The following is a 25,705-nucleotide window of genomic DNA, read 5'->3' as shown; positions in this document are numbered from 1 at the left end:
GTGCGTTGAGTTGGACAACTCCACGCTCCCAGGCCCAACTTGGTACCCCTCCGGTCTGCTGTCGGCGTCGGCTGGAACACAAAAAGGCCCGGCCCCGGGATCTCTGTCCCGGGGCCGGGCCTCGTCGGTAGGTGCGAACGTCAGGCGTTCGGACGCTTACCGTGGTTCGCCTTCTTCTTGCGGCGATCCTTGCGCTTACGGCCACGCTTGCTCATGTCGGCTCCTCGTTGACGGTGGAAAAGTACTGATAACCGTTTCAGGATACCGGGGAGCACGTTGGGTGGGAAATCCACCCCATGGTTACCGAAGCTGTGCGCAGGGACGGCGCGCTACGCGGTGGCGACGCGGGTGCGGGCGCGGCCGCGGTTGTTGCGACGCTTCAGGGCGAGGCGCTCGTCCTCGCTCATGCCGCCCCACACGCCGGCGTCCTGGCCGGACTCGATGGCCCACGCGAGGCAGGCGTTGGTGACGGGGCACTTGTTGCAGACCAGCTTCGCCTTGGCGATCTGGGCGAGGGCGGGGCCGGAGTTGCCCACCGGGAAGAACAGCTCGGGGTCTTCGGAACGGCAGATGGCTTCGTGGCGCCAGTCCATGGTGATCTTCTCCTTCAACAGTGTTGCTGCAGTTTGGCTGACCGTTCGTTCCGAGGGCCGGACGTGGGCAGTCGTGCCCGCGGCCGTCGGTGGGACGGGTCGAGTTCGTCGGTGGGATTCGGTGACGTGCCCCGGGTCACGGTAGAGTGAGACCACGAAGAGGCTGTGTCGGTCAGAGAGGTCGGGCCGGGTTCGGTGCTTTACCTGTCCGTAACCTCGTGTCCCTCTCTCTGTTACATGTGCAATATTGGCACGTCATAACGGAGTCCGCTAGGGGGTCGGCGGTATTTGTGGTTAAGCTCACATCGGATCGATTTGCCTATTTAGGTAAGGGTGGGTTAACGGACAGCTCGGTCCGTTTCCGGTGGTGTGCCGGTTGCCGCCCCATCGCAGGTCCCCGGTAGAATCTGCCCCTATGAGCCCCAGGAATGCAGATGATCGTGGAGTCGGACGTTCGGATGGTGCAGGTAGGGCACTCGTCCTGCCGTCGAGTGTCCGCTGGGCCGGGTGGCTGGGGATCCTGGAGGGCGCCGCGGGTCTGGCCTTCGCCGTCTACCTCGTGACCCTCGCGGTCAGCGGTGAGGAGGACACGACCGCCGAATTCGCCGGGGCGGGTGCGGAGTCGATCGGCTACGGCTGGGGGACGGCCCTGTGGTTCGGCTTCTTCGGCGGCGTGGTCCTGGCCGCCGGCTGGTGCCTGTCGACCGGCCGCCGCTGGGGCCGTGGCCCGGTGGCGATGCTGCAGCTCCTCCTCGTGCTGATCTCGGTCTACATGTTCTCCTCGGGGCGCCCCGAACTCGGACTGCCGACGGCGGCCCTGGGCATCGTGGGTCTGGTGTTGCTGTTCAACCCCTCCGCGGTGGAGTGGGCGGCCCGGCGCTACGGGCGCTGACCGGGAATCAGGACAGGGCCCGCAGCGCGACCATCTCGTCGCCGCGTTGCTCCACGACGACGTCGCCCTGCACGCGCAGGCTGACCGGGCCGTCGTAGGAACCCCGGTCCACCGGCACCGTGCGCTGCACTGAACCGTCCTCCCCGTCGACCACGGCCACGCCGTCGGCCACCGGCACCAGCAGTGAGCCGTCCATCGCCGCCCCGGTGCCCAACGCGGGCACGGTGAAGCGGGGTTCCAGGTCCGTCGGCCCGAAGCCCACCAGGCGTTCCCCGTCGAACCAGGTCATGTGGTGGGGCAGGTCGCCGGTGGCGGCGACGAAGGGTTCGTCGCCCCGGCCGTCGGCGAGGTGCGCCAGCGTGGGGGAGGGGTCGGCCGGGTGCTGCTCGAAGGAACCGTCGGTGTGCAGCACCTGGAAGCGGCTGCCCGTGTAGTCGTCGGCGTCGGACGCGCGCGTCCCGTCGCCGTGCACGTAGATCACCGCGGCCTCCTGGGCCACGCCGACGAGTTCGGCGTCCGGGGGGACGGTGAACTCGTGGGTGGTCTCCGGGGTGTTCGCCTCCTCCGGGTCGGCGACCTCCAGGCTCACCGTGCCCTTGCCGTCCTCCCGGTCGCAGTCGGTCAGCACCGCCAGCAGGTCCTTGCGGGTCTGCGCGGAGGTGAACCGGCAGCCGTCGAGGGGCTGCGCCTCGTTGTCGACGGGGGTCTCCACGTGCCCGACCTCCACGGTGCGCACCAGGTCGGAGCGCCACAGCTCCGCCCGCTCGTCGTCGAGCACGCCGACATGGTCGAGGGAGCGGAAGAACACCGGGGACTGTCCGCCCAGTGAGGAACGGGTGTCCTGGTAGCGGCCGGTGGAGGCGGTCAGCGAGGTCACGTCCGAACAACCCTTCGGCCCGCGGAACACCGCGACCACGCGCCCCCAGTTGCCGGTCACACCGCACAGTTCGTGGTCGCGGCCGTAGGACCAGCCTTCGGCGCCGTCGTCGACCGAGATGCCGCGCACGGTGTCGCTGCCCCGTGCCACCGCCGTGCCGTCCACCAGTACCGGCTCACCGGTGTCGGAGGGTAGCGAGTCGGTCCGCCAGATCTCCTCCAGCCGGTCCGGCGTGCCCTGGGCGGCAGGGGCCGGCGCGATGGCCTCCCCGGCACCGGAGTCGGTGTGGGTGGTGCCGCGGGAGTCGGAGAAGAACCACGTCCCCACCACCAGCAGCAGCACTGCCACGGTGATCAGTGCGGTGACCGCGAGGTCGGTGCGGGTGCGCCGTTCAGCGGGCGCACCGGGCCGGGCTCGGCTCACGGCCGGGCTCTCCGGTCCCTGCCCCGCTCCCGGGAGTTGCGCGGCGACTGGCGCTTCGCCGGTGCGGTGGAGGACGCCGCGCCCTGCACCTTGCGCGGCGGCCCGACGCGGTCGCGGACGTCCTCGGGCAGCGAGAACTCGGCGAGGAACTCCGGGGAGCCGGAGAACCACTGCGGCGGGTCGTTGCGTCCCAGGTCGAGGGTCTCGTCGATCGCCCGCCAGCGGGTGACCTCGTCCCAGCCGACCAGCGTGACGGCGACGCCGGAGCGTCCTGCACGGCCGGTGCGTCCGATGCGGTGCACGTAGGTCTTGTCGTCGTCTGGCACCTGGTAGTTGATGACGTGGGTGACGTCGTCGACGTCGATGCCGCGGGCGGCGACGTCGGTGGCGACCATCACGCTCACCCGCCCCTCGCGGAAGGCGTTGAGCGAGTCCTCGCGGTCCTTCTGTCGCATGTCACCGTGGACGGCGCCGACGTCGAAGCCGAGCTCGGCGAGGTCACCGGCGACGATCGCCGCCTGGCGCTTCGTGCGGGCGAAGACGATCGTGCGGCCACGCCCCGGGGCCTGCAGGATGCGCGCCAGCACGCTCATCCGGTCGAGCTTGTGGGACTGGAAGACCGTCTGCGTCGTGGTCACGTGGGTGGCGCGCGCGTCCTCGAGGTCCGCGCGGATGAGCACGGGACGGTTCATGAACTCGCGGGTCAGCGCCACGATCGGGCCGGGCATCGTCGCGGAGAACAGCATCGTCTGCCGCGGCTCGGCGGTCTGCGACATGATGTCGCGCACGTCGTCGAGGAAGCCCTGGTCGAGCATCTCGTCGGCCTCGTCGAGCACGAGGACCTCCACGTGGGACAGGTCCAGGTGGCCCTGACGCGAGAGGTCGAGCAGGCGGCCGGGGGTGCCGACGACGACGTCGGTGCCCGCATCCAACGCGGCGATCTGGCGCTCGAAGGGCACGCCGCCGTAGATCGTGGTCACCGCGAACGGGCGGTCGGTACCGACGCGCACGTTGCGGGAGGCGGCGGTGAGGTCGGAGGCGACCTGGATGCCGAGCTCGCGGGTGGGCACGACCACGAGGCCGCGCACGGTGCCGTCGAGTTCGCTCACGCCGGCGTCGTCGAAGAGCCGGTCGATCAGCGGGATGCCGAAGCCCAGGGTCTTGCCCATGCCGGTCCTGGCCTGGCCGATGAGGTCCTTGCCCACCAGGGCCAGCGGGAGCGTGCGTTCCTGGATGGCGAACGCCCCGGAGATCCCGTCCTCCTCGAGAGCGTCGGCGATCTCGGCGGCCACTCCGAGTTCCCGGAACGTAGGTCGCACCACGGGCTTCATCCCCTCCATCGTCTTCGTCTGGTTCGTCGCTATGATGGACCACGTTACAGTCATGGCAATGCGTTAGAGAAAGAAAGGCCTGAAGGCACCCTATGGACATCAAGGTCGGATTCGTCGACAACCCCCGCGATCTCGTCATCACCAGCGCGGATGAGCAGGACAAGGTCGTCGCGGAGGTCGAGAAGTTCCTCGCCGAGGGGCAGGACGGCGCTGCAGCCACCATGACCCTCAAGGACAACAAGGGCTCGGTGTTCGTGATCGTGCGCGGTCAGGTCGCCTACGTGGAGGTCGGTTCCTCCGCCCAGCGTCCCGTCGGTTTCATCTGATCCGGGACGGTTGAGCAGAGCCCATGCCTCCCGAACCGTCCCGCCACCCCCACTCCCGTCACGGGGGTGGGGGATCGGTGGTTGACCGGCACCGCGAGGCCGAGGAGTTCCGCCAGATGCAGCTCCGGCGTCGCCGGTGGCTCGGTGCCGTCGGCGCCCTGGTCTTCCTGGTCACCGTGGCGGTCGTGTGTGAACTCGTCATCGCCGGTGTCGGCGGTGACGACAACGCCGGTGGTGGCGGGGACGATCCCGCCGCCGGGGTCTCGGCCTCCGCGGAGACCGGGGAGATGACCGATACGCAGGACGCGCCGGACGGCCCGGTGCCGGGCGACGCCCCGGCGTCCGACGAGGTCGGCGAGCTGCCGCCGGGTGGCGACGTGACGCGCAGCGGCGACGGCGACTACCACGGTGTCGGCTCGGCGGGCATGACCGCCGGCGACCCGGACCGTGACGACGCGGACACCTACAGCTTCGTCGTGGAGGTGGAGAACGGGCTCGACACGTCCTCCTTCGGAGGTGGCGACGCCTTCGCCTCCTCCGTCGACGCCACGCTGTCGGACCCGCGGTCGTGGATCTCGAACGGCAGTTTCGCCTTCCGGCACATCAGCGTGACCGGAAGCGAGGCCCCCGACCTGCGCATCCGGCTGGCGACCCCGGAGACCACCCGCGAGATCTGCGGTGGTCAGATCGACCTGGAGACCAGCTGCTTCATCCAGGGCACTGACGACGGGGTCGACGAGGCGGACGCCCGCACCGGTGCCGCCGGCGCCGGTGCCGGGCGTGTGATCGTGAATGCGGCGCGCTGGGTGCGTGGCGCCACGACCTTCGAGGGAGACCTCGGCTCGTACCGTCAGTACCTGGTGAACCACGAGGTCGGCCACGGCCTGGGCTTCGCGCGCCACCAGGTCTGCCCCGAGGACGGGGTGCTGGCCCCGGTGATGATGCAGCAGACCATCAGCCTGAACAACGGGGAGCTGGAGGACCTGGACGCCGGCGCGGAGTACGGCGAGGCCGGGCGTGACTCCACGTGCCGGCCGAACCCGTGGCCCTTCCCGCACGGGCGCAGCGAGGGCGACGCCGTGGACGTCCGCGACTGAGGAAGTTGCCTTGGAAGTCGGCTCTGACCTGGCTGTTCGACTGGTGACAGGGCGGTGACAGGGAACTGTCCGGGGCGCGGGTTAGAGTGTGTAGCCATGACCGAGAACTACCCTCCGAACGCACCCGCCCCCGCCGCCGAACCCCCGGCGGCGATCAGGGCGGGTTTCCAGGTCTCCCAGGCGACGCCGGTGGAGCTCGGCGGTGCGTGGGGCGACGGGTGGCGCTGCGACCGCGCGGTGCTCGTGCCCTCCGAGGACCGTGCCCGGGCGACGTGGACCGCACAGGTCATGGACCGTGTGCGCCCCGCCGGGGTGTCCGTCGCCCGCCCGTTGCGCTCCACCGACGGGCGGTACGCCGTCGGCGGGTGGACGGCGCGGGCGTTCCTGTCGGGGCACCGCGCACCGCGGTTCGACGAGACGGCGGCGAGCGTCCTGCGGTTCAACGAGGCGCTGCGCGAGGCGGTGGCGGGGGAGGGCCGTCCGGCGTTCCTGGACATGGCCTCGCGGGTGTCAGGCGACGGGGCCCCGGCGTCGGACCTGAGTGAGACGGACCTGTTCGCCGTGGCGGAGTCCGCCGCCTGGGCGGACGACCCCACCGACCTGCTGATGCCGGTGATGGACCTGTCGGTGGTCCCGCGTGACGACGTGGCCGCGGCGATGGAGAAGGCCACCGGGCTGATGCTGCTGCGCGAGGAGGTCTCGGCCCCGGACCAGCTCGTCCACGGCGACGCCCTGGGCTGCACCGTCTACGACGGCTACGCCGATCCGGCGATCGTGGACTTCGTGCCGGCCTGGCGACCCACGGGCTGGTCGGTGGCTTTGCTGGTGGTCGACGCGATTGCGTGGGCGAACGCCGAGGACGGGCTGCTGGAGCGGTGGTCGCACCTGCAGGACTTCGACCAGCTGCTGCTGCGCGCGGTGATGTTCCGCCTGTTCGCCCATGCGGCGGTGCCCGGGGCCCAGCCGCAGGCGTGGCCGGGGCTCTCCCGGGTCAGTGACGTCGTCTCCGCCCGTGTCGGCGGGGTGCGTCGTGCCGGGCAGGCGGGGGTCCCGGACGCCGACCCGGTGGCTGCCGGTGGCTCCGGCGGCTCCGGCGAGCAGGATCCGGGGGGACGCTGAGCGATGGGGGACGCCACCGGCACGCGCTCGCGCTCGGAGGCCAGGGAGGACGCCGAGCTGCGGCGTCGCATCGGCTCGGCCGGGACCGTCGACGTCCGGCTCGAGACAGGTGCCGGTACTGACACTGGTACGGACACCGGTGCGTCCCGGGAGTGGGACGGCCTGGCAGCCGCGCTCGTCGCCGGTGACGAGCGGTTGGACACGACCCTGCCGTACGCGGTGCTGGGTGGTCCCGGCACGGGCAAGAGTTCCCTGCTGGTGGACACGGTGGTCAGCTTCCTGGACGCCGGTGGCAGCGCCGAGGACGTGATGGTGCTGACCCCGTCGAAGGAGGCGGCCGGGGCGCTGCGCGACCAGGTCACCGAGGCACTGCGTACCCGCGACTCCTACGCCACGACCGGCACGATGGTGCGCTCGGTGCACTCCTGGGCCTTCGCCTACCTGCGCGCGGTGGCCCAGGAGAGCGGCGGTGACGGCACGACCGCGCAGCCGCGCCTGATGACCGGTGCGGAGCACGACCTGCAGATCAGGACGTTGCTGCGTGGCCACGCCGAGGACGGTGCGGGCAGCTGGCCGGCGGACGTGCGCCCGGCGCTGCCGCTGGTCGGTTTCGCCCGGCAGCTGCGCGACCTGCTGCTGCGCGCCGCCGAGCGTGGGGTGGACGCCCGCGCCCTGCGCGAACTCGGCGAGACCCACCGTGAGCCGATGTGGACGGCGGCCGGTGACTTCCTGCACGAGTACGGGCAGATCCAGGCCCTGTCGGCGACGAACAACCTCAACGCCTCCGAGCTGCTGCACACCACGCTCGCGCAGCTCGACGCCCACCCGGCGGTGCTCGAGCGTCACCGTGACCGGGTACGGCTGGTGCTCGTCGACGACGCGCACAACCTCGACCCGGCGTCCGGGCAGTTCATCTCCCGGTTCATGACCCCGGGCACCCGGTGCCTCGTCGCCGGCGACCCGGACCAGTGCGTGTTCCACTTCCGCGGGGCCGACGAGAGCTTCCTCACCGGGGTCGCCGCCGACGAGGACCACCGGGTGGTGCTGTCGCGCTCGCACCGTCTTCCCGGCGAGCTGGTCGCGGCGGTGAACCGGTTGGAGAACAGGCTTCCGGCGCAGCCGACGCGGGTGGCGCTGCGGCAGGGCAGGGGACAGGGCAGGGAACAGTCGACGGCACCGTCCGCCCTGGCGGTGCGGCGCTCCCCGTCGCGGACGGCGGCCACGCTCACGGTGACCGACGAGGTCCGGCGTGCCCACGTCCTCGACGAGGTCGCGTGGGACGACATCGCCGTGATCGTGCGCTCGACGGCGGACATCCCGGTGCTGCGTCGGGCGATGCTGTCGCACGGTGTGCCGGTGAAGGTCGACCCCACCAGTGTGGTGCTGGCCGACCAGCCGCTGGTGCGGGTGCTCCTGCTGGCGTTGGACGCCCTGGTGCGTCCGCTGACCGGTGTGGAGATGCAGCAGCTCGTGGAGAGCCCCATCGGTGGGGCGGACCCGGTGATGCTGCGCCGGGTGGAGCGTGCGGTCGCCCCGCTGCTGGCCGGCACGGGCCTGCGGGCGATGGACGCGGTCACCGCGATGGTCTCCGGGCAGGCCAGTGCGGAGCAGCGTGAGCACTGGACGAGCCGTTTCGGCCCCCGTGAGCACCAGGTGATCGACCGGGTCGCCGCCGTCGTCGCCGCCGGACGTGCCGCCCTGGAGGTGCGTGCCACGACCTCGCCGGTGGAGCAGGTGCTGTGGGCGGTGTGGCAGGCCGCCGACCTGTCGAACTCGCTGCAGGTCCAGGCGCTGCGTGGTGGCACCCTGGGCTCCCAGGCGGACCGTGACCTCGACGCGGTGATGAGCCTGTTCGACCTCGCGGGCGACGTGGTGGAGCGTAACCCGGCGGCCACGCTGGAGACCTTCCTCGACGACGTGCGTTCCCAGGAGCTGCCGACCGGTGGGCGTGACCGGCGCGGGGTGCGTCCGGACGCCGTGGAGATCCTGCCGGCGCACGCCGCGGCGGGTCGCCAGTGGTCGGTGGTCGTGGTTGCCGGGGTGCAGGAGGACAGTTGGCCGGCCGGGCCCACGGTGGGTGGCCTGTTCGGCCAGCAGGAACTCGTGGACCTGGTGGACCGTGGGATCGCGCCGGACGTGCCGGTGTCGCGGGCTGCCGCGGCCCTGGCGGAGGAGCGCCGGCTGTTCCTGCTGGCGGTGTCGCGTGCCAGCCGGCGCACCCTGGTCACCGCCGTGGACTCCGCGGGCGACGACACGGCCGTGGCGTCCCGCTTCCTCGACGAAGTCGCGGAGATCGCCGGGGCCGAAGGGGCCGATGACGCTGAGGTGTCTGACGTCCCCGACGCTTCGCAGAACGCACAACAGAACGCACAACAGGACGCGCCGGTCGCCGCGCTGCCGCGCGTGCTGGCCCTGGAACCGCTGGTCGCCGAGCTGCGCGACGCCGTGTGCGACGCCCGTCGCGCCGGGCACGAGCGCGACGCCGCGGCACACAACCTCGCCCGCCTCGCCGAGGCAGGCGTGCACGGGGCGGGCCCGGACCAGTGGTGGGGCGTGGCCGAGCCGTCCACCACCGGCCCGGCGGTGGTCGCCCGGGGCGAGGCGGCGCCGACGGTGCGCATCAGCCCCACGACCCTGGACACCCTCGACGAGGGATGCGACACCGTGGCCTTCCTGCGCGGGCTCACCGGGGGAGCGTCCACCGAGCCGATGAAGGTCGGCGTGCTCATCCACGCCGTCGCCGAGGGGTTCGCCAACGGCCTGGACCACGCCGACGCCCGCGACATCGTCACCGACGCCGTTCCCCACCTGGTGGACGGGCCGGAGTGGACCGCGGCACCGTTGCTGGAGAGCTGCCTCAACGCCGTGGACCGGCTGCACGCCTGGATCCAGGAGCGCGAGGGCCTGGGACGCACCGTGTCCGTGGAGCGCAAGCTCGAGCGTCCCCTCGGCGACACCGCCGCCGGTGTGCCGGTGGTCCTGGCCGGACGCACCGACCGCATCGAGACCGACGCCGACGGGCGCACCACCGTGGTCGACTTCAAGACCGGCCGGACGGCGAAGACGAAGAAGGAGGCCGCCGAGAGCCGCCAGCTCGCCGCCTACCAGCTGCTGGTCGACGGGGAGCCGGGGCTCACGCCGGACGGCGCGATGCTGGTCTACCCGCGGCGGGAGACCGCCACGGTCACCGTCCTGCAGCAGGCGGCGATGGGTGCGGCTGAGCTTGAGGAGTTCCGCGCCCTGGCGCTCGACGCCGCCGCCCGGGTGACCGGTCCGTTGTTCGAGGCCACCTCGCAGGACTGCGAGACATCCGATTACGCGTGTCTGTGTCCGGCGTGCCGGGCCGGGGAGCAGGTGACCTAGATGGAGGAAACGGTGATCGCACCGAACGAGCTCTCGGAGATGCTGGGCCAGCAGTTCGGCCCGACCCCGCAGCAGGCCGCCGTCATCGGCGCCGAACCCGGGCCCACCCTCGTCGTCGCCGGGGCCGGCGCGGGCAAGACCGAGACGATGGCCGCCCGGGTCGTGTGGCTCGTGGCCAACGGGTACGTGGCCCCCGAGCAGGTCCTGGGGCTGACCTTCACCCGCAAGGCCGCCCGTGAACTCGGCCAGCGTATCCGCGCCAGGCTGCAGACCCTCGCCGACTCCGGGTTCCTCGACACCCTGCCCGCCGACGACCCGCGGCACGAGGCACTGCACAACATCATCCCCACGGTCTCCACCTACGACGCCTACGCCGGCTCGGTGGTGCGCGAGTACGGGCTGCTGCTGCCGATGGAACCGGCCGGGCGGATCATCTCCGACACCGAACGCTGGATGATCGCCCGCGACGTGGTCAGCGACTGGCCGAGCGGCTTCACCACCTCGCGTTCGCTGCCGTCGATCATCGACGACATGCTCGAGTTGTCCGACGAGATGGACAACCACCTCGTCGACGTCGACCGGGTCGACGAGGAGTGCCGCGTCACCGCCGCGGAGATCGACGGGCTGCCCGACCGGGACGGAAAACAGCTCAAGGGCGTCGACACGGCGATGGACGCCTTCAGCGACGCCCTGACCTACCGGCGCGAACTGCTGCACCTGGTCACCGCCTACCGTGACACCCTGGGCCAGCGGAACCTGATGACCTTCGGCCAGCAGATGTCGAAGGCCGCCCAGCTGGTGGACTCCCACGCCCGCGTCGGTGAGTCACAGCGTCGCCGCTTCCGCGTGGTGATGCTCGACGAGTACCAGGACACCGGCCACGCCCAGCGCATCCTGCTGCGCAACCTCTTCGGCGACGGCACCGACCCCGGCCTCACCGTCACCGCCGTCGGTGACCCCATGCAGTCGATCTACGGTTTCCGTGGCGCCACCGCGGCCAACCTCGCCCACTTCCGCTCCGACTTCCCGGGCGCAGATGGCCCGGCACCGAAACTGGAGCTGACGACCTCCTGGCGCAACCCCGCCCGCGTGCTGGACCTGGCGAACACGGTGTCGCGCTGGTCGATGAACACCGACAAGCCCATGGTCTCCCCGCTGACGGCCCGCCCCGGGGCGGGAAGCGGTGAGGTGCACCTCGGTTGGTTCGACACCCGCGAACAGGAACTCGAGTGGCTCGCCGACGACCTCGCCGGGCGCTACCACTCCCACGTCGCGGCTCAGGCGGGGGCACAAGCAGGACGGCCCCCGCGGCGTCCCCGCCCGTTCTCCGCGGCGGTGCTGCTGCGCAAGAACGCCGACGCCCGCCCGATCCACGACCTGCTGCGCGCCCGCGGCGTGCCCGTCGACATGACCGCCGGGCCCGGGCTGCTCGACGTGCCCGAGGTCGCCGACGTCTTCGCCACCCTGCGCGTGCTCGTCGACCCCGCCGACGACATCGCCCTGCTCCGTCTGGTCACCGGGGTGCGCTGGAACATCGGCGCCGCCGACCTGCTCGCCCTGGCACGCCGCGTGGACCAGCTCTCGCGCCGCGACGGGAAGGCAGGGGCGTCCGACGGTATGGACGAGACTGACGGTCCGGCCGGGCTCACCGCGCTGGTCACCGACCGTGAGGGTGACCCGGCGGCGCTGGCCACGGTGCGCCGGCGGCTCGCCGAGATCGACGTCGACGCCAACCGGGTGTCCGTCGGCCTGGCCGAGGCCCTGGCCGACCTGCGCGGCATGGAGAACTACGGCATGTCCGCCGAGGGTGTGCGCCGTCTCGGGGAACTCGGCCGCGAACTGCGCTTCCTGCGTCGGCACTCCATGTCGAAGCCGCTGACCGACCTCGTCGCCGACATCGAGAACATGACCGGGGTGCGCACCGAGGTCCTCACCCGCTACCACCGCAACCCCGACCGCTCGATCGGCACCAGCCACCTGGACAAGTTCGCCGAGGTCGTACGCTCCTTCTCCGAACTCAGCGCGTCCAGCCCCGGCGCCCTGGTGGACTACCTGCGCTCCGCCTCGGCCCGGGAGAAGGGCCTGGACCCCGGTGAGGTCGAGGTGCGCACCGACTGCGTCCAGCTGCTCACCGTGCACAAGGCCAAGGGCCTGGAGTGGGAGATCGTGGCGGTGCCCCACGCCACGCGCAAGACCTACGCCGACGCGGTGAAACGCCCCGGAGTGTCGTCCTGGACGACCAACGCGCGCCTCCTGCCGTCCGGCCTGCGCGGCGACGCCGCGGAACCCGCCTCCGTGCGGCAGGAAGACACCGCCGACACGTCCGGCGCCCCGGTCCTGGACCTCAGGGACGTCGAGGACCGCAAGGGCGTGGTCGAGGCGCAGGACCGGTTCAAGGTCGAACTCGGCGAACACGGGGCCCGGGAGGACGACCGGCTGTTCTACGTCGCCGTCACCCGCAGCGAGCAGGTGCTGCTCGTCAGCGGCGCGGCGTTCAACAACGCCGACAAGAAACCCGTGGACCCGTCCGTGGCGCTGACCCTGCTGCGCGACCGCGTCAGCGCCGACGGCGCGGCGGACCCCGCGTCGATCGTCACCTGGTCGCCGCTGGGCATGGACTACTCCAAGACCGAGCTCGCGCGCCTGGAGAAGGGCCCGCACCACCGCGAGGACCAGGTGATGGTGCCGGAGAACCCGGCGGCGCGCAACGACCTGGTCGCCGACTACCAGCGCGTCCTGCCCGAGGCGCCGACGGCGGTGTGGCCGCGCCCCACCCTCACCGACCCCTCGCAGGACGGTGCGGCGGCGGTGGTCGACGGCATCCGTCGCGTGCGCGCCGCGGAAGCAGCGGCTGGGGCGGGGCCGTCCGCCGACAAGGGCACGCTCGCCGACCAGTGGGACCAGGAGACCGGCGTGCTGATCGACGAGTACCTCGCCGCGGCCGTCCCGGAGGTCGTCGTGCCGTTGGGTCCGCGGCTCACCGCCACCGAGGCGGTGTCGCTGTCGCGCGACCGCGCCGAGTTCGCCCGACGTCGGCGGCGTCCGGTGCCGATGGAACCGCGCCCCTACACCAAACGCGGCACGGCCTTCCACAACTGGGTGGAGCGCCACTACGGCTCCGCCAGTCTCATCGACGAGGACGAACTGCCCGGTGCCGCGGACGCGACGCTGACCGACCCCGCCCTGGAGCACCTCAAGCAGCGCTTCCTCGACAGCCGGTGGGCCGACCGGATGCCTGAGAGCGTGGAGGGGGCGTACTCGGTCACGCTGGCCGGGCACGTCTTCGAGGGACGCATCGACGCGGTCTTCAGGGACGGCCCGAAAGACGCAGACGGCTGGGTGGTCGTCGACTGGAAGACCGGGCGTAAACCCGGCGGTGCCGAACTCGCCTCCGCCGAGCTGCAGCTCGCGGTGTACCGTCTGGCCTGGGCGAAGGTGCAGACCGCGCGGCTGGGACGACACGTCGGCCCGGAGTCGGTGCGCGCGGCATTCCACTACGTGCTGTCCAACGAGACCTATGAACCGGGTACACTGCCGACATCAGCTGAACTGGCTGCGCTGATCGGCCGTGAAAGGGAAGGGGACGGGCAGTGAGGGACCGACTCAGGGACCGCTTCCGCACCGACTCGGACATCGACGCGCTCCCGCCCCGCTCGTTGATCAAGATCGTCAACATCCCGGCGAGTGCGCCGGTGAGCCCGTGGTGGCTGATCAGCAGGCGGATGCTCTACGCCCTGGCGTTGATCTTCTTCTCCTCGGCGGTGGTCTACGTCGACCGCGACGGCTACACCGGTGTGGTCACGTTCCTCGACGCGGTCTACTATTCGGCCGTGTCGCTGTCCACCACCGGTTACGGTGACATCACCCCGGTCACCCAGTCCGCCCGGCTGGTCAACATCCTGGTCATCACCCCCATGCGGGTGATCTTCCTGATCCTGCTGGTCGGCACCACGCTCTCGGTGCTCACCGAGGAGTCCCGCAAGACCCTGCAGATCCGTCGATGGAGAAGGCACATGCGCAACCACACCGTCGTCATCGGCTACGGCACCAAGGGGCGCGCGGCGACGACCGCCCTGCTCGCCGACGGCGTCCCGTCCTCCCAGATCGTGGTCGTCGACTCCGACCCCGAGGCGCTCACCCACGCGTCCTCGCGCGGGTTGGTCACCGTACGCGGGCAGGCGACGAGGTCGGACGTCCTGAAACTCGCCGGGGTCACGCGCGCCCGCGCGGTCGTCGTCGCCCCGAACCAGGACGACACCGCGGTGCTGATCACCCTGTCGGTGCGTGAGATCGCCGCCTCGGCGACGATCGTGGCGTCCGTCCGCGAGTCGGAGAACTCCCACCTGCTGCGCCAGTCCGGCGCGGACTCGGTCGTGGTCTCCTCGGAGACCGCCGGGCGGATGCTCGGGCTGGCCACGGTGAGCCCCTCGGTGACCGGCATGATGGAGGACCTGCTCAGCCCGGACGAGGGCTTCTCCGTGGCCGAACGTGCGGTGGGGGAGGACGAGGTCGGCGGCAACCCACGTAACCTCGAGGACATCGTGCTCGGGGTGGTGCGCTCCGGCGTGCTCTACCGCGTGGACTCCTCCGAGGCGGAGACCGTGGAACCCGGCGACCGGCTGCTCTACATCCGTCGGATCACCGGCGGGACGGACGACAACTGACGTGAACACCCATCCCCGACGGAGGCGAACCTAGACCCGTGTCAGGACGACTCGACCAGCTGAACCTGGACGCACTCGACCCCGAGCAGCTCCGGGCGGCCACCGCGCCGCGAGGCCCGGTGAGCATCATCGCCGGTGCCGGCACCGGTAAGACCAGGACGATCACCCACCGCATCGCCCACCTGGTGTCCGGCGGGTTCGTGAACCCCGACCACGTGCTGGCGGTGACCTTCACCAACCGCGCCGCGGCGGAGCTGCGCGAGCGCCTCACGATGATGGGCGTGGCCCGGGTGCAGGCCCGCACGTTCCACGCCGCGGCGATGCAGCAGCTGCGCTACTTCTGGCCGAAGGTCATGGGCGACACCCCCTGGGAGCTGCTGGACTCCAAGTTCCCGCTGGTCGCCCGCGTGACCCGCGCGGTGGGGCTGGAACCCGACCGCACCCTGCTGGCCGACCTGCTTGGCGAGATCGAGTGGGCGAAGGCCTCCCTAATCGCGCCGACGGCCTACCCGGCGCACATCGGGCCGGACAGGCGGGACTGCCCGGTGGACCCGGAGAAGTTCGTGAAGATCTTCGAGGGCTACGAGCAGGCCAAGGCCTCCCCGGACCGGGTGCTGCTCGACTTCGACGACCTGCTGCAGTCGATGGCCGGCCTGCTGGAGTCCGAGGTGGGCATCGCCGACGAGTTCCGGGAGCGTTACCGCACCTTCGTCGTCGACGAGTACCAGGACGTGACGCCGCTGCAGCAGCGGCTGCTGGACGCCTGGCTCGGCGACCGCGACGACCTCACCGTGGTCGGCGACGCCAACCAGACGATCTACTCCTTCAACGGTGCGACCCCGGACCACCTGCTGCGGTTCTCCACGAGGTTCCCCTCGTCCACCACCGTGCGCCTGCACCGCGACTACCGGTCGACCCCGCAGGTCGTGGACCTGGCCAACCGGGTCATCGGGCAGGCCAAGGGGCGGGCCGCAGGCACACGGCTGACCCTGGAGGGCCAGCGTCCGGATGGTCCGGACCCGGAGTTCTCCGAGTTCCCCGACGAGACCGTGGAGGCCGCGGAGGTGGCCCGGCGCATCGGCGATCTGCTGGCACACGGTGTGCCGGCCGCCGAGATCGCGGTGCTCTACCGCATCAACGCCCAGTCCGCGGCCTTCGAGTACGCCCTGGACCAGGCAGGCATCGCCTACCAGGTCAAGGGCGGCGACGGCTTCTTCCAGCGCGCCGAGATCCGTCAGGCGGTGCAGGCCCTGGGCCAGGCGGCCCGGCAGGTGCAGGCGCGTGCACGTTCGGCAGGGTCGGCAGGAGAGGACGCGGCGCCCCGCGTCGACGAGCCGCAGGGCAACCTCGTCGACCAGGTGCGCGCGGTGCTGCTGCCCGTCGGTCTGACTCCGTCCGAACCCGACGGCGCCCAGGAGCGTCAGCGCTGGCAGTCCCTGAACGCCCTGGCCGACCTCGCCGCCGAACTGTCCGCCACCTCCCCGGGGCTGGACCTGCCGGCGCTGATGGGGCTGCTCAAGGAGCGGGCGCAGGCGAAGAACCCGCCCCGGCTGCAGGGCGTCACCCTGGCCAGCATCCACGCGGCGAAGGGTCTGGAGTGGGACGCGGTGTTCCTCGTCGGCCTGGTCGACGGCACCCTGCCGATCCGGCACGCGCTCAAGGGCGCGCACGCCGAGGACGCGGTGGAGGAGGAACGCCGGCTGCTGTACGTCGGTGTCACCCGTGCCCGTGAACACCTGCACCTGTCCTGGTCGCAGGCCCGCCAGCCCGGTGGCAAGGCCACCCGGCGGCGCACCCGGTTCCTCGACGGCATGGTGCCCTGGGAGAAGGAACGTGCCGCGGCACAGGCCGCCCAGTCGGCGGGGCAGAAGAAGTCGGGTCAGAAGTCCAAGCCGAGCGACTCCTGCACCACCTGCGGCACCCGGTTGACCACCCCGGAGCAGCGAATCCTGGGGTTGTGCGAGGCGCACGCCGGTGACGTCGACCAGGTGCTCGTCGCCGAACTGCGCTCGTGGCGCAGCGCCACCGCCCGTGCGCGGGACGTCCCGGCCTACGTGGTGATGAGTGACGCGACGCTGCGCGCGGTGTGCCACCGCGCACCGACGACACCCCAGGAGCTCGTGCAGGTGCCGGGCATCGGCCCGATGAAGGTCGAGCAGTTCGGCGAGGACGTCCTCGGGATCATCCGGAACTTCCGCTGAGCGCGGCCTGACAGGACGGGCACCCCGGCACCTGCACCGGACGCATCTCGGTGACGTCCAAGCTCACCGGGTCGAGGAAACACCGGACGGCGGGCACGGCGGCGGGACCGCCGGTCGTGCGTGCCCCCAGGATGTCGCGCACGATCCCGGCGAACACCGCGGCGGCGAGTCCGGTCATCGACGACGCCGTCCGGCCCTCGCCGACGGGCGCCTGGGCGCGGACGAGCCGCCACTCCGGATCCTCCGCCAGCATCTGGGTGTCGATACAGGTCAGACAGGGGGTTGTTCCGGGTTGCACCAGTGGTCCGATCACCACCTGCCCGTCCAATACTCCGCAGGGCAGGTGCGGCACACCCTGCTCCATCAGACGGTGGGTCACGTCCTGCGGTGGGAAGAGCTGCCCTGCCAGCACCACCAGTGACCTGCCCGACAGGCGCCCGAACGCGGGTGCGCCCGGGGTGACGGGAGCAGCCGTGACACCGCAGCGCATCAGCTCCTGCAGGAGGGCACCGCTCGTCCCGGTCGTCCCGGTGACGTGCACGGTGGCGGCACCGGTCGGTGGAACCGGACGCAACAGCTCGGCGGTCCGCAGGTCGTCGAGGATGCCGTCGGCGTGCTCCGGGCTGAATCCGCAGTGCCCCAGCCGCGTGGCCAGGTCGGCGGACTCCACGGGCCGCCTGGCCTCACGCAGCACCAGCATCACCTGGTTCGCCGAGACTCCGTCCGGCACGGCCAGGACGAGGGAGTGCGACGGCACCGTCCCGAACTGGAGGTGGCGGGGCGAACGCAGGATCAACGAGGTCGCCTCACGCAGCATCACCACGCTGGCACCCCCGAGCACGGTCGACGTCATGTAAAATCCCCCTGACTGGCACACAAGCTCCCGACATGCACAGTGTAGCCCGCGTTCCCGCACTGTGCAGCGGGTCGACGACACCGCGGAAGGTGGACCATGGCAGGACGGCGACGGACCCCGACCAGGGCACAGCTCGAGGTCGTCGACGACTTCGCCCCGGACGTCGAGATCCGGCTGTCGGCACGCCGGGAACGCACCATCGCCGGACGCATGGAGCGCGGCCGGGTGATCGTCCTGGCCCCCATGTCGATGGACGCGGCGAACCTGCGGCGCAGCACCAGCGACCTCGTCGACCGGGTGCGCCGCCGCAACAGCGCCGCCGCCGGGCAGGCGTCCGACGACGATCTGCTGCTGCGCGCCGCCGAACTCAACGACAAGTACCTGGAGGGCAGGGCGGAGTTCCGCAGCGTGCGCTGGGTGGGCAACATGTCGCGCCGGTGGGCGAGTTGTTCGGTGGACTCAGGCAGGATCCGGGTGTCCGACCGCCTCAAGGAGGTGCCCGGCTACGTCCTGGACTCGGTGATCATCCACGAACTGGTGCACACCTGGATCCCGGACCACGGCCCCGAGTTCCACGAGTGGGCGGCGAAAGCGCCCCAGGCCGAGCGGGCCGCCGGATATCTGGAGGCCTACGGGCGCTGGGGCGTGGGGAACACCGACGAGTCCGGGGACGTGGACTGACCTACTTGCCGGCGTCGTCGGAGTCGTCCGAGTCGTCCGAGTCGTCGGGGCCGTCGAAGCCCTCGTTGAGCTCGCGCTCGAGCTTCTCGATCTCGCCGATGGGATCGAAGCCCTCGATGTCCTCCTGGGAGGCCAGGATGGAGTCGATGAACCCGGCGGGGGAGTCCAGGTCGCTGTCGACCGGGAGGAAGTCCGGGTGGTTCCACACGTCGTCACGACGCTCGGTGCCCACGGCCACGGTCAGGCGACGCCACAGCTCGGCGGCCTCGGACGCCTTCGGCGCCGACAGGCTGATGCCCACCGTCTTCACCAGGGCCTCCATGCCGGGCTGGTCGTTGTCGCGGTAGACCGACCACGCCGCGCCGATGCTCGAGGCCACGGGCAGGCGCTCGCCCAGTGCCTCGCCGACGACCACGTCGACCCACCCCTCGATGAGCGACAGGCTGGTCTCCAGACGGACCCGCGCGTGGTCGGTGGAGGACACGATGGTGGGGGAGAGGTCGGAGTTCTGCAGCTGCGACATCATCTCCTGCAGCTTCTCAGGGTCACCCAGCATCTCCGGGTTGAACTCCTGGCTGGCCTCCTCCAGGGCGGAGTTGTCGAGGCTCAGGCCGGTGGCGAACTCCTCGACGTCGAGGATCACCCGCTCCACCAGCCACGGCACGTGCTGGAAGAGACGCAGGTGCGCCGCCTCGCGGGCGGCGAGGTAGATCAACGTCTCCCGACGCTCCGCACCGAGCTTCTTCGACAGGTCGTCGAGCCGGTCGGTGGCGATGGCGGCGACGGACCCCTCGGCCAGCGGGATGCCCCACTGGGTGGACATCGCGACGCTGCCGGCGAGCTCGCCGAGCGCGCGGCCCAGCTGCATGCCGAAGTTCATCCCGTTGACCTGGTTGAAGATACCGGCCATCGGGCCCATCTGCGCCCGGATCTCCTCGGGCATGCCCTGCATGGTGGCGTCGCCCAGCTTCTCGGCGAGCGGGTTGATGACCCGCTTCCAGCGCGGCAGCGTCTCGTCCAGCCACTGCGAACCGGTGAAGGAGACCGACCCGGTCGCGCCGGCGGGCAGGGTGGTGGACTCGTCCAGCCACAGCTCGACCAGACGGACGGACTCGGCGACGGCCTGGCTGTCCTTCGCGGACGGCTTGCTCTTCGCCGCCGTGCCGGAGAGCTGCTGGCGGGCGATGCGCTCGGCGAGGGCGTAGTTGACCGGACCCTGCGCGTCCGGCGAGTTCATGTCCTTGCCGAAGCCGCTCAGCATCGAACCGAACTGGCCGAGGATGTCGCCCAGCCCCGGCTGGCCGCCCTGCCCCCCCTGGCCGCCCTGGTTGCCGAAGAACATGCCGAAGGGATTGGCACCGAAGCCGAACGGGTCGCCGCCTGAACTACCCGAGTTGCCGGAGTTGTTCGGGCCCCCGTTCTCGTTCTCCCGCCGCCGACGCTCGTCGTCCGACTCGTCGTCAGGGCCGTTGAATCCGAATCCGAAATTGCTCATGCCACGAGAGTACCCGCGCCCTGCGGCGGGACGCACCGCCCCGCGTGCGCTGACAGCGAACACCGTCCATGTCCGTCCGGGCCTGTAATGTGTCGTGGGTGAGTTCCAGTATCCCCCCTTACAACGACTCCAGCGACCGTACCGACGGCAAGACGTCCGGCACGTCCGGCACCGCCGCCGGTCGGCGGCGCGTGCGCACGGTCGTCGTCGGGCTGGTCCCCGTCGTCGCCCTGGTGGCGCTGCTCGCCGTGCCGACGATCCCCGGCACCGACGTCAACCTCACGGTCCCCTTCGCCGCCGAGGGTGAGGGGCCGACCTACGACACGCTGGGGGACGTCAACGGCACCCCTGTCGTCGACATCACCGGCACGGACGCCGAGGTGGACGAGGACCTGGCGGACTCCGACGGGCAGCTCAACATGACGACCGTGGCGGTGCGGACGAAGCTCAGCCTCGCCGAGACGATGAAGCGCTGGCTGGCCAGCGACGACACCATCGTGCCGGTCGAGCAGGTCATCCCCTCGGACTCCACGCCGGAGGAGGTCGCGCGCCGCAACGCCGCCGCCTTCGCCGCCTCCGAGTCCAATGCGACGGTCGCGGCGATGGGCTACCTGGACCGTCCGCTGGAGACCACCGTCTACGAGATCGCCGACGACGCGCCCGCCGCCGGCGCGCTGCGGGAGAACGACGTGATCACCGCCGTCGGCGACACCGAGGTCACGCTGCCGGCGGACGTCGCCGCGGCCGTCGCCGAGCACGCACCCGGCGACGAGGTCGAGCTGACCGTGCAGCGCGGGCAGTCGGAGGTCACCGAGTCCGTCACCCTCGGGGAGGTTCCCGAGGAGTTGTCGTCGGACGCCTCGGCGTCCGCGGCGGAGGACGCCGGCGAGTCCGACCGGGCGTACCTGGGGGTCACCATGGTCGCCCAGCCCGCGGGGGACCTGAAGGTCCGCTACAACCTGAAGGACATCGGCGGGCCGAGCGCGGGCCTGATGTTCTCCCTCGCCGTCGTCGACAAGCTCTCGCCCGGCGAGATCAGCGGCGGGAAGTTCGTCGCCGGCACCGGCACGATCTCCGCCGACGGCACGGTGGGGCCGATCGGCGGCATCACGCACAAGATCGCCGCCGCCCAGCACGCCGGGGCCGAGGTCTTCCTCGTGCCGTCCGACAACTGCAGTGAGGCGGCGGGGCGCTCCTACGACGGGGACATCGACCTGCTGTCGGTCGACTCCCTCGACGGGGCGGTGGACGCCCTGGAGGCCTACAACAACGGTGGGGACGCCCCCACCTGCGACTGATGCAGATCAGTCCTCGAAGGTGAACCGCAGCATCGCGGTCACGCCGGGGGCGATCTCGGCGCCGTCCATGCCGCCGAGCAGCTCGACCTTGTCCTCGGCGAAGGGGTCGTCGGCGAGGTCGGTCTCGTCCGGGCGCAGCTGCAGCAGAGTGCGGTCCGGGCCGCCGTCGACGACGCCGGTGAAGATCCGCGCCTGACGCGGGACGGCCTCCGGGTCCGCGGAGTTGCGGAACATGATCTCCTGGGCCAGCACGGCACCGACCACGACCTCGGGCCACCGCACCGTCGCCACGTACTCGCCGAGCTCGTCGGAGCCGGGCTGGATGTGGTCCGGCAGGTCGTCCTGCACGATCAGGGAGAGGGGGGACGTGGCGGCGCCGGTGCCGTCTGCGCCGTCCTCCCCGGAGTCGTCGCCGGCGGCGATGACGTCCTGGACGAGTTCGGTGGGGACCAGGGCGAACAGCGTCGCCGGACGGTCCCAGCCCTCGGCGTGGACGAAGTCGACGGCCTCGCGGAGGGCGGCGTTGAGCGGACGGATGTCGCTCGTGTGGTTACTGGCGTTCATCTAGGTGGACCTCACGGTGACGTCGGACGGGTGCGGACAGTAGTCTAGACCCAGACAGTTTTGTCGTCGGAATCCGACAGCCCGAGCCGCCGGTACGTCAACCGCCGGACCCAGGGGGTCGGTCCGACTCTCATGACCGACAGCAGGAGAGAACTGAACCCTTGAGCATCCCGGAGATTCCAAAACCAGGACGCAGATCCAAGATCCTCGGCGTGGTCGCCGTGGTGATCGCTCTGCTCTTTTTCCTAGTCCCGGTCCTCGTCTCGAACTACACCGAATTGCAGTGGTTCCGGTCGATCGACTTCCAGGCCATATTCCTCAGCGTCCTCGTCACCCGGGTGATCTTGTTCATCGTGTTCGGGCTCGTGGCCGCCGCCATCGTCTGGGGTGCGTGCTTCGCCGCCTTCCGGGCGGCGCCGAAGGAATCCGACTTCCCCGACGTGTCCCAGATCGGCCTCGGCGGTGACGACTCCCCGCTGACGATCAACCGGGCCGAGATCCGCCGGGCGATCCGGCCGTTCCTCATCATCGTCCCGCTGATCGCGGGCGTGGTGACCGGCATGATCGCCCAGGGCAACTGGCGAACCGTGCGACTGTTCCTCTCCGGAGGTGACTTCGGTGTCCAGGACCCGCAGTTCCAGATGGACCTCGGCTTCTACGCGTTCACCCTGCCGCTGCTGACCTTCGTGCTCGGCACGCTCTCGGTGCTCGTCATCGTGGCGTTCCTGGTGAACCTGCTGGCGCACTACCTCCTCGGCACCATCAGCACCGGCAACCCGCGGGTGGGGGAGAAGGCGCGCATCGGTGCTCCGGCCCGCCGCCAGCTGGCGATCATCGCCGGCATCTGGATGCTGCTCAAGGCAGTGGACTACTGGTTCCAGCGCTACGCCCTGCTGAACAACCAGCACGACACCTTCACCGGTGGTTCCTACACGGACATCAACGCGATCCTGCCGGCGAAGATCCTGCTGCTGGTCGTGTCCCTGTTCGTCGCCGCGATGTTCTTCAGCTCGATCGTGCTGAAGGACCTGCGCATCCCGGCGCTGGCCGTGGCCCTGATGGTCGTCGCCAACCTGGCGATCGGCGTGGGTTGGCCGGCGGTCATGGAGCAGTTCTCCGTGAACCCGAACCGTGCCGAGAAGGAGCGGGAGTACATCGCCCGCAACATCGAGTCGACGCGTCAGGCGTACGGCATCGAGACCGCCACCGACAGCGCCCGCGAAGGCTACGAGAATCCGGACGGCCAGGTGACCTACGAGCGCAACTGGGGTGGCCAGACCTCCGGCGACGCCAGCGAGCGCCGCTCCATTGCCGACGACGACGCCACGCTGTCCAACATCCGCCTGCTGGACCCGGACGTGCTCTCCCCGACGTTCACCCAGCAGCAGCAGCTGCGTAACTTCTACGGCTTCCCCGACGAGCTCTCCGTCGACCGCTACGACGTGGACGGCGATATGCGTGACTTCGTCGTCGCCGCCCGTGAGATCGACCCGAACGCCCTATCCGGCAACCAGACGGACTGGATCAACCAGCACACCGTCTACACCCACGGCAACGGCTTCATCGCCGCGCCGGCGAATACCGTCGACGAGGTCGCGCAGGACGCCGCGTCCGCACGTGGTGGTTACCCGATCTACACGGTCTCCGACCTGCAGAACATGGAGACCGACAGCCAGGGTGGCGAGCTCGAACTCAATATGGAGCAGCCGCGCATCTACTACGGTCCGGTCATTGCCGGCACGAATCAGGCGAACGCCGACTACGCCATCGTCGGCGACGACGGCTCCGGCACCCCGCGCGAGTACGACACCGACAACACCGAGTACACCTACACCGGTGACGGCGGAGTGGGCGTGTCCAACATCTTCTCCCGTGCGATGTACGCCGCGAAGTTCCAGGAGATGAATATCCTCCTGTCGGACGTCATCGGCGACGACTCGAAGATCCTCTACGACCGTGACCCGCGCGAGCGCGTGCACAAGGTCGCCCCGTGGCTGACCACCGACTCCAAGACCTACCCGGTGGTCATCGACGGTCGGATCAAGTGGATCGTGGACGGTTACACCACGCTGGAGAACCTGCCCTACTCTCAGCGCACCGAGCTGGACTCCGCCACGGAGGACACGCTGACCGAGGACCCCGCCTCGCAGCAGCGGGCGGTCACCAACGAGGTCAGTTACATCCGTAACTCCGTCAAGGCAGTCGTCGACGGCTACGACGGTTCCGTGGACCTCTACGAGTTCGACGAGGAGGACCCGGTCCTCAAGGCGTGGGAGGGTGTCTTCCCGGACGTCGTGAAGGACAAGGACGAGATCAGCGACGAGCTGATGGAGCACCTGCGTTACCCGGAGGACCTGTTCAAGGTCCAGCGTGAACTGATCGCGAAGTACCACGTGGACGACCCGGGAACCTTCTTCACCAACGACGCCTTCTGGTCCGTACCCGGTGACCCGACGGCGCCCGAGGGCGGCCAGGAGCTCAACCAGCCGCCGTACCACGTGGTGGCGACCGACCCCGAGACGAACCGGCCCAGCTTCCAGCTGATCACGCCGTTCCGTGGTCTGCGCCGTGAGTTCCTCGCCGCGCACATGACCGTCAGCTCCGACCCGGAGACCTACGGTCGCATCTACGTCCGCCAGCTGCCGACGAACACCCAGACACAGGGGCCGAAGCAGGCGCAGGACACGATGATGTCGTCCGATGAGATCGCCCGCGAGCGCACCCTGCTGGAGGGCACGAACACCCTGACCAACGGCAACCTGCTGACGCTGCCGGTCGGTGACGGGCAGATCCTCTACGTCGAGCCGGTGTACTCGCAGCGTGCCGACCAGGAGTCCGCCTTCCCGAAGCTGCTGCGCGTGCTGGTGAGCTACAACGGTTCCGTCGGTTACGCCCCGACGGTCGCCGAGGCTCTCGAGCAGGTCGGCATCGACCCGGACGCGGTCACCGAGATCGCCGAGTCCGGCGGTGACGCCGCCGACGAGAACGCCGCGGCCGCCGGTGGGGACGATTCGGACGCCGACTCGGACAGCACCTCGTCCACGAGTTCCTCGCCGTCGTCCTCGGCGGCGGAGACCCCGGACAACGGTTCCGCCAGCGGCAACGAGCCGTCGGAGTCCGAGCTCTCGGCGATCCGTGAGGCCATGGACAAGGTCAACGACGCCCGCGAGAACGGCACCTTCGAGGAGTTCGGCCGGGCCCTGGACGAGCTGGACGCCGCAGTCGCTGACGCCCAGTAGTTCCTCGGGTCAGCCAGGCTGAGACACCAGAGACGGGAAGCGCACCGGGAAACCCCCGGTGCGCTGCTCTTTTGTCCGGAGTGTGGTTGCGATTTCACATTCGTCCGGCAGTGCGTTACACTATGGGAGTCGCTGACACGGAGAACAACTTCTCCGGGACAGTAACCCGTCGCGGGGTGGAGCAGCTCGGTAGCTCGCTGGGCTCATAACCCAGAGGTCGTAGGTTCGAATCCTGCCCCCGCTACTAGATAGGCCCTCGGCCTCCGATCACTGATCGGAAGCCGGGGGTCTTTTTTCGTCCCAGGTGTAAACAGATGAAAGGGAGTGGGATTCACATGGTCGACGTCGGGTACGGAGCCGACTACCTCTACCGGCTCGCCGGGAAGGTCCTGGAGAACTGGCATGCCACGACAGAGTCCCTCGGCGACGATCTCCATCTCGCCTCGGTGCGTATCGTGGACGATTCGGTGATCGAGTTTCACGTCGTCGGCATGGGGCGGGACCTGGTGAAGAGCTACGACGCCACGGCCTGGGGACCCCTCTTCTCCCCGGAGCACGCCTACGACGTCGACTTCATGGCCAACGAGCTGCTCACCAACTACCTCACCGAACCTTGACGCACGGGGAGGGGAGGGGGCGAAGATCGAGCGTGGGGTTTATGTATTCGGTGATTAAGTCATCCCACG

At 70.3% G+C, this 25,705-nt stretch carries 19 protein-coding genes and 1 tRNA gene; 13 read left to right on the top strand and 7 right to left on the bottom strand.

Annotation, left to right across the window (positions count from 1 at the left end; translation table 11 throughout):
* Positions 1-140 precede the first annotated feature (140 nt).
* A complete protein-coding gene (locus tag ACT3UN_RS14980) occupies positions 141-215 on the bottom strand; it encodes a 50S ribosomal protein bL37 (protein WP_431832944.1) in 75 nt (24 codons plus the stop codon).
* 114 nt (positions 216-329) lie between these two features.
* On the bottom strand, positions 330-593 hold the full coding sequence (locus tag ACT3UN_RS14975) for a WhiB family transcriptional regulator (protein WP_444657463.1): 264 nt from the start codon (positions 591-593) through the stop codon (positions 330-332).
* A 415-nt stretch (positions 594-1,008) separates the two neighbouring features.
* Between ACT3UN_RS14975 and ACT3UN_RS14970 the strand changes: the two genes are divergently transcribed.
* The gene (locus ACT3UN_RS14970; protein WP_301444285.1) at positions 1,009-1,485 is read left to right on the top strand and encodes a hypothetical protein; all 477 of its coding nucleotides are present in this window, start codon (positions 1,009-1,011) and stop codon (positions 1,483-1,485) included.
* 7 nt (positions 1,486-1,492) lie between these two features.
* Here ACT3UN_RS14970 and ACT3UN_RS14965 read toward each other — a convergent pair whose 3' ends face one another.
* Together ACT3UN_RS14965 and ACT3UN_RS14960 are read right to left on the bottom strand one after the other, a co-directional pair.
* Complete coding sequence (locus tag ACT3UN_RS14965) at positions 1,493-2,785, bottom strand: Rv3212 family protein (protein WP_444657462.1); 1,293 nt, start codon at positions 2,783-2,785, stop codon at positions 1,493-1,495.
* Positions 2,782-4,116: a DEAD/DEAH box helicase gene (locus ACT3UN_RS14960; protein WP_444657464.1), complete on the bottom strand. Its 1,335-nt coding sequence runs from the start codon at positions 4,114-4,116 to the stop codon at positions 2,782-2,784. The genes ACT3UN_RS14965 and ACT3UN_RS14960 overlap by 4 nt, the downstream gene beginning before the upstream one ends.
* A 92-nt stretch (positions 4,117-4,208) precedes the next feature.
* Here ACT3UN_RS14960 and ACT3UN_RS14955 point away from each other — a divergent pair, with 92 nt between their 5' ends.
* The 7 genes from ACT3UN_RS14955 (at position 4,209) to ACT3UN_RS14925 (ending at position 16,886) form a co-directional block, all read left to right on the top strand.
* Positions 4,209-4,442, top strand: coding sequence for a DUF3107 domain-containing protein (locus ACT3UN_RS14955; RefSeq protein ID WP_301443886.1), 234 nt, complete (start codon positions 4,209-4,211; stop codon positions 4,440-4,442).
* A 77-nt stretch (positions 4,443-4,519) separates the two neighbouring features.
* Positions 4,520-5,539, top strand: a complete 1,020-nt coding sequence (locus ACT3UN_RS14950; RefSeq protein WP_441582542.1) for a DUF3152 domain-containing protein — start codon at positions 4,520-4,522, stop codon at positions 5,537-5,539.
* Positions 5,540-5,635: 96 nt separating this feature from the next.
* On the top strand, positions 5,636-6,658 hold the full coding sequence (locus tag ACT3UN_RS14945; protein WP_441582543.1) for a TIGR02569 family protein: 1,023 nt from the start codon (positions 5,636-5,638) through the stop codon (positions 6,656-6,658).
* A gap of 3 nt (positions 6,659-6,661) precedes the next feature.
* Complete coding sequence (locus ACT3UN_RS14940; protein WP_441582544.1) at positions 6,662-10,021, top strand: UvrD-helicase domain-containing protein; 3,360 nt, start codon at positions 6,662-6,664, stop codon at positions 10,019-10,021.
* The gene (locus ACT3UN_RS14935; RefSeq protein WP_444657461.1) at positions 10,022-13,615 is read left to right on the top strand and encodes a UvrD-helicase domain-containing protein; all 3,594 of its coding nucleotides are present in this window, start codon (positions 10,022-10,024) and stop codon (positions 13,613-13,615) included.
* The gene (locus ACT3UN_RS14930; RefSeq protein WP_441579228.1) at positions 13,612-14,685 is read left to right on the top strand and encodes a potassium channel family protein; all 1,074 of its coding nucleotides are present in this window, start codon (positions 13,612-13,614) and stop codon (positions 14,683-14,685) included. The genes ACT3UN_RS14935 and ACT3UN_RS14930 overlap by 4 nt, the downstream gene beginning before the upstream one ends.
* A 38-nt stretch (positions 14,686-14,723) precedes the next feature.
* A complete protein-coding gene (locus tag ACT3UN_RS14925; protein WP_301442291.1) occupies positions 14,724-16,886 on the top strand; it encodes an ATP-dependent DNA helicase UvrD2 in 2,163 nt (720 codons plus the stop codon).
* Here the strand turns inward: ACT3UN_RS14925 and ACT3UN_RS14920 are convergent.
* Positions 16,867-17,739, bottom strand: coding sequence for a TOMM precursor leader peptide-binding protein (locus ACT3UN_RS14920; RefSeq protein WP_441582546.1), 873 nt, complete (start codon positions 17,737-17,739; stop codon positions 16,867-16,869). The two genes, ACT3UN_RS14925 and ACT3UN_RS14920, sit on opposite strands and share 20 nt — an antisense overlap.
* A 99-nt stretch (positions 17,740-17,838) precedes the next feature.
* Here ACT3UN_RS14920 and ACT3UN_RS14915 point away from each other — a divergent pair, with 99 nt between their 5' ends.
* Complete coding sequence (locus ACT3UN_RS14915; protein WP_301442289.1) at positions 17,839-18,423, top strand: M48 metallopeptidase family protein; 585 nt, start codon at positions 17,839-17,841, stop codon at positions 18,421-18,423.
* Between the two features lies 1 nt (position 18,424).
* Here ACT3UN_RS14915 and ACT3UN_RS14910 read toward each other — a convergent pair whose 3' ends face one another.
* Positions 18,425-19,918: a zinc-dependent metalloprotease gene (locus ACT3UN_RS14910; RefSeq protein ID WP_441582547.1), complete on the bottom strand. Its 1,494-nt coding sequence runs from the start codon at positions 19,916-19,918 to the stop codon at positions 18,425-18,427.
* A gap of 191 nt (positions 19,919-20,109) precedes the next feature.
* Between ACT3UN_RS14910 and ACT3UN_RS14905 the strand changes: the two genes are divergently transcribed.
* A complete protein-coding gene (locus tag ACT3UN_RS14905) occupies positions 20,110-21,216 on the top strand; it encodes a YlbL family protein (RefSeq protein ID WP_301442295.1) in 1,107 nt (368 codons plus the stop codon).
* A gap of 6 nt (positions 21,217-21,222) precedes the next feature.
* On the opposite strand, the gene ACT3UN_RS14900 is transcribed toward ACT3UN_RS14905, so the two are convergent.
* Positions 21,223-21,780 (bottom strand): PPA1309 family protein, encoded by a 558-nt coding sequence (locus tag ACT3UN_RS14900; RefSeq protein ID WP_301442287.1) that lies wholly within the window; start codon positions 21,778-21,780, stop codon positions 21,223-21,225.
* Positions 21,781-21,941: 161 nt separating this feature from the next.
* Here ACT3UN_RS14900 and ACT3UN_RS14895 point away from each other — a divergent pair, with 161 nt between their 5' ends.
* From ACT3UN_RS14895 to ACT3UN_RS14885, 3 genes are all read left to right on the top strand, one after another.
* Entirely contained in the window at positions 21,942-25,019 is a 3,078-nt protein-coding gene (locus ACT3UN_RS14895) for a UPF0182 family protein (protein ID WP_441582548.1), read from the top strand.
* Between the two features lie 170 nt (positions 25,020-25,189).
* Positions 25,190-25,263, top strand: a tRNA-Met gene (locus ACT3UN_RS14890).
* A 91-nt stretch (positions 25,264-25,354) separates the two neighbouring features.
* Positions 25,355-25,636: a hypothetical protein gene (locus ACT3UN_RS14885; protein WP_441583022.1), complete on the top strand. Its 282-nt coding sequence runs from the start codon at positions 25,355-25,357 to the stop codon at positions 25,634-25,636.
* Positions 25,637-25,705 lie beyond the last annotated feature (69 nt).

Origin of the sequence: Corynebacterium sp. AOP12-C2-36 (assembly GCF_052379185.1) — a bacterium.
Classification (GTDB): Bacteria; Actinomycetota; Actinomycetes; order Mycobacteriales; family Mycobacteriaceae; genus Corynebacterium.
The sequence above is the reverse complement of the archived record's forward strand: the minus strand, read 5'-3'. Positions and strand labels throughout refer to the sequence as shown.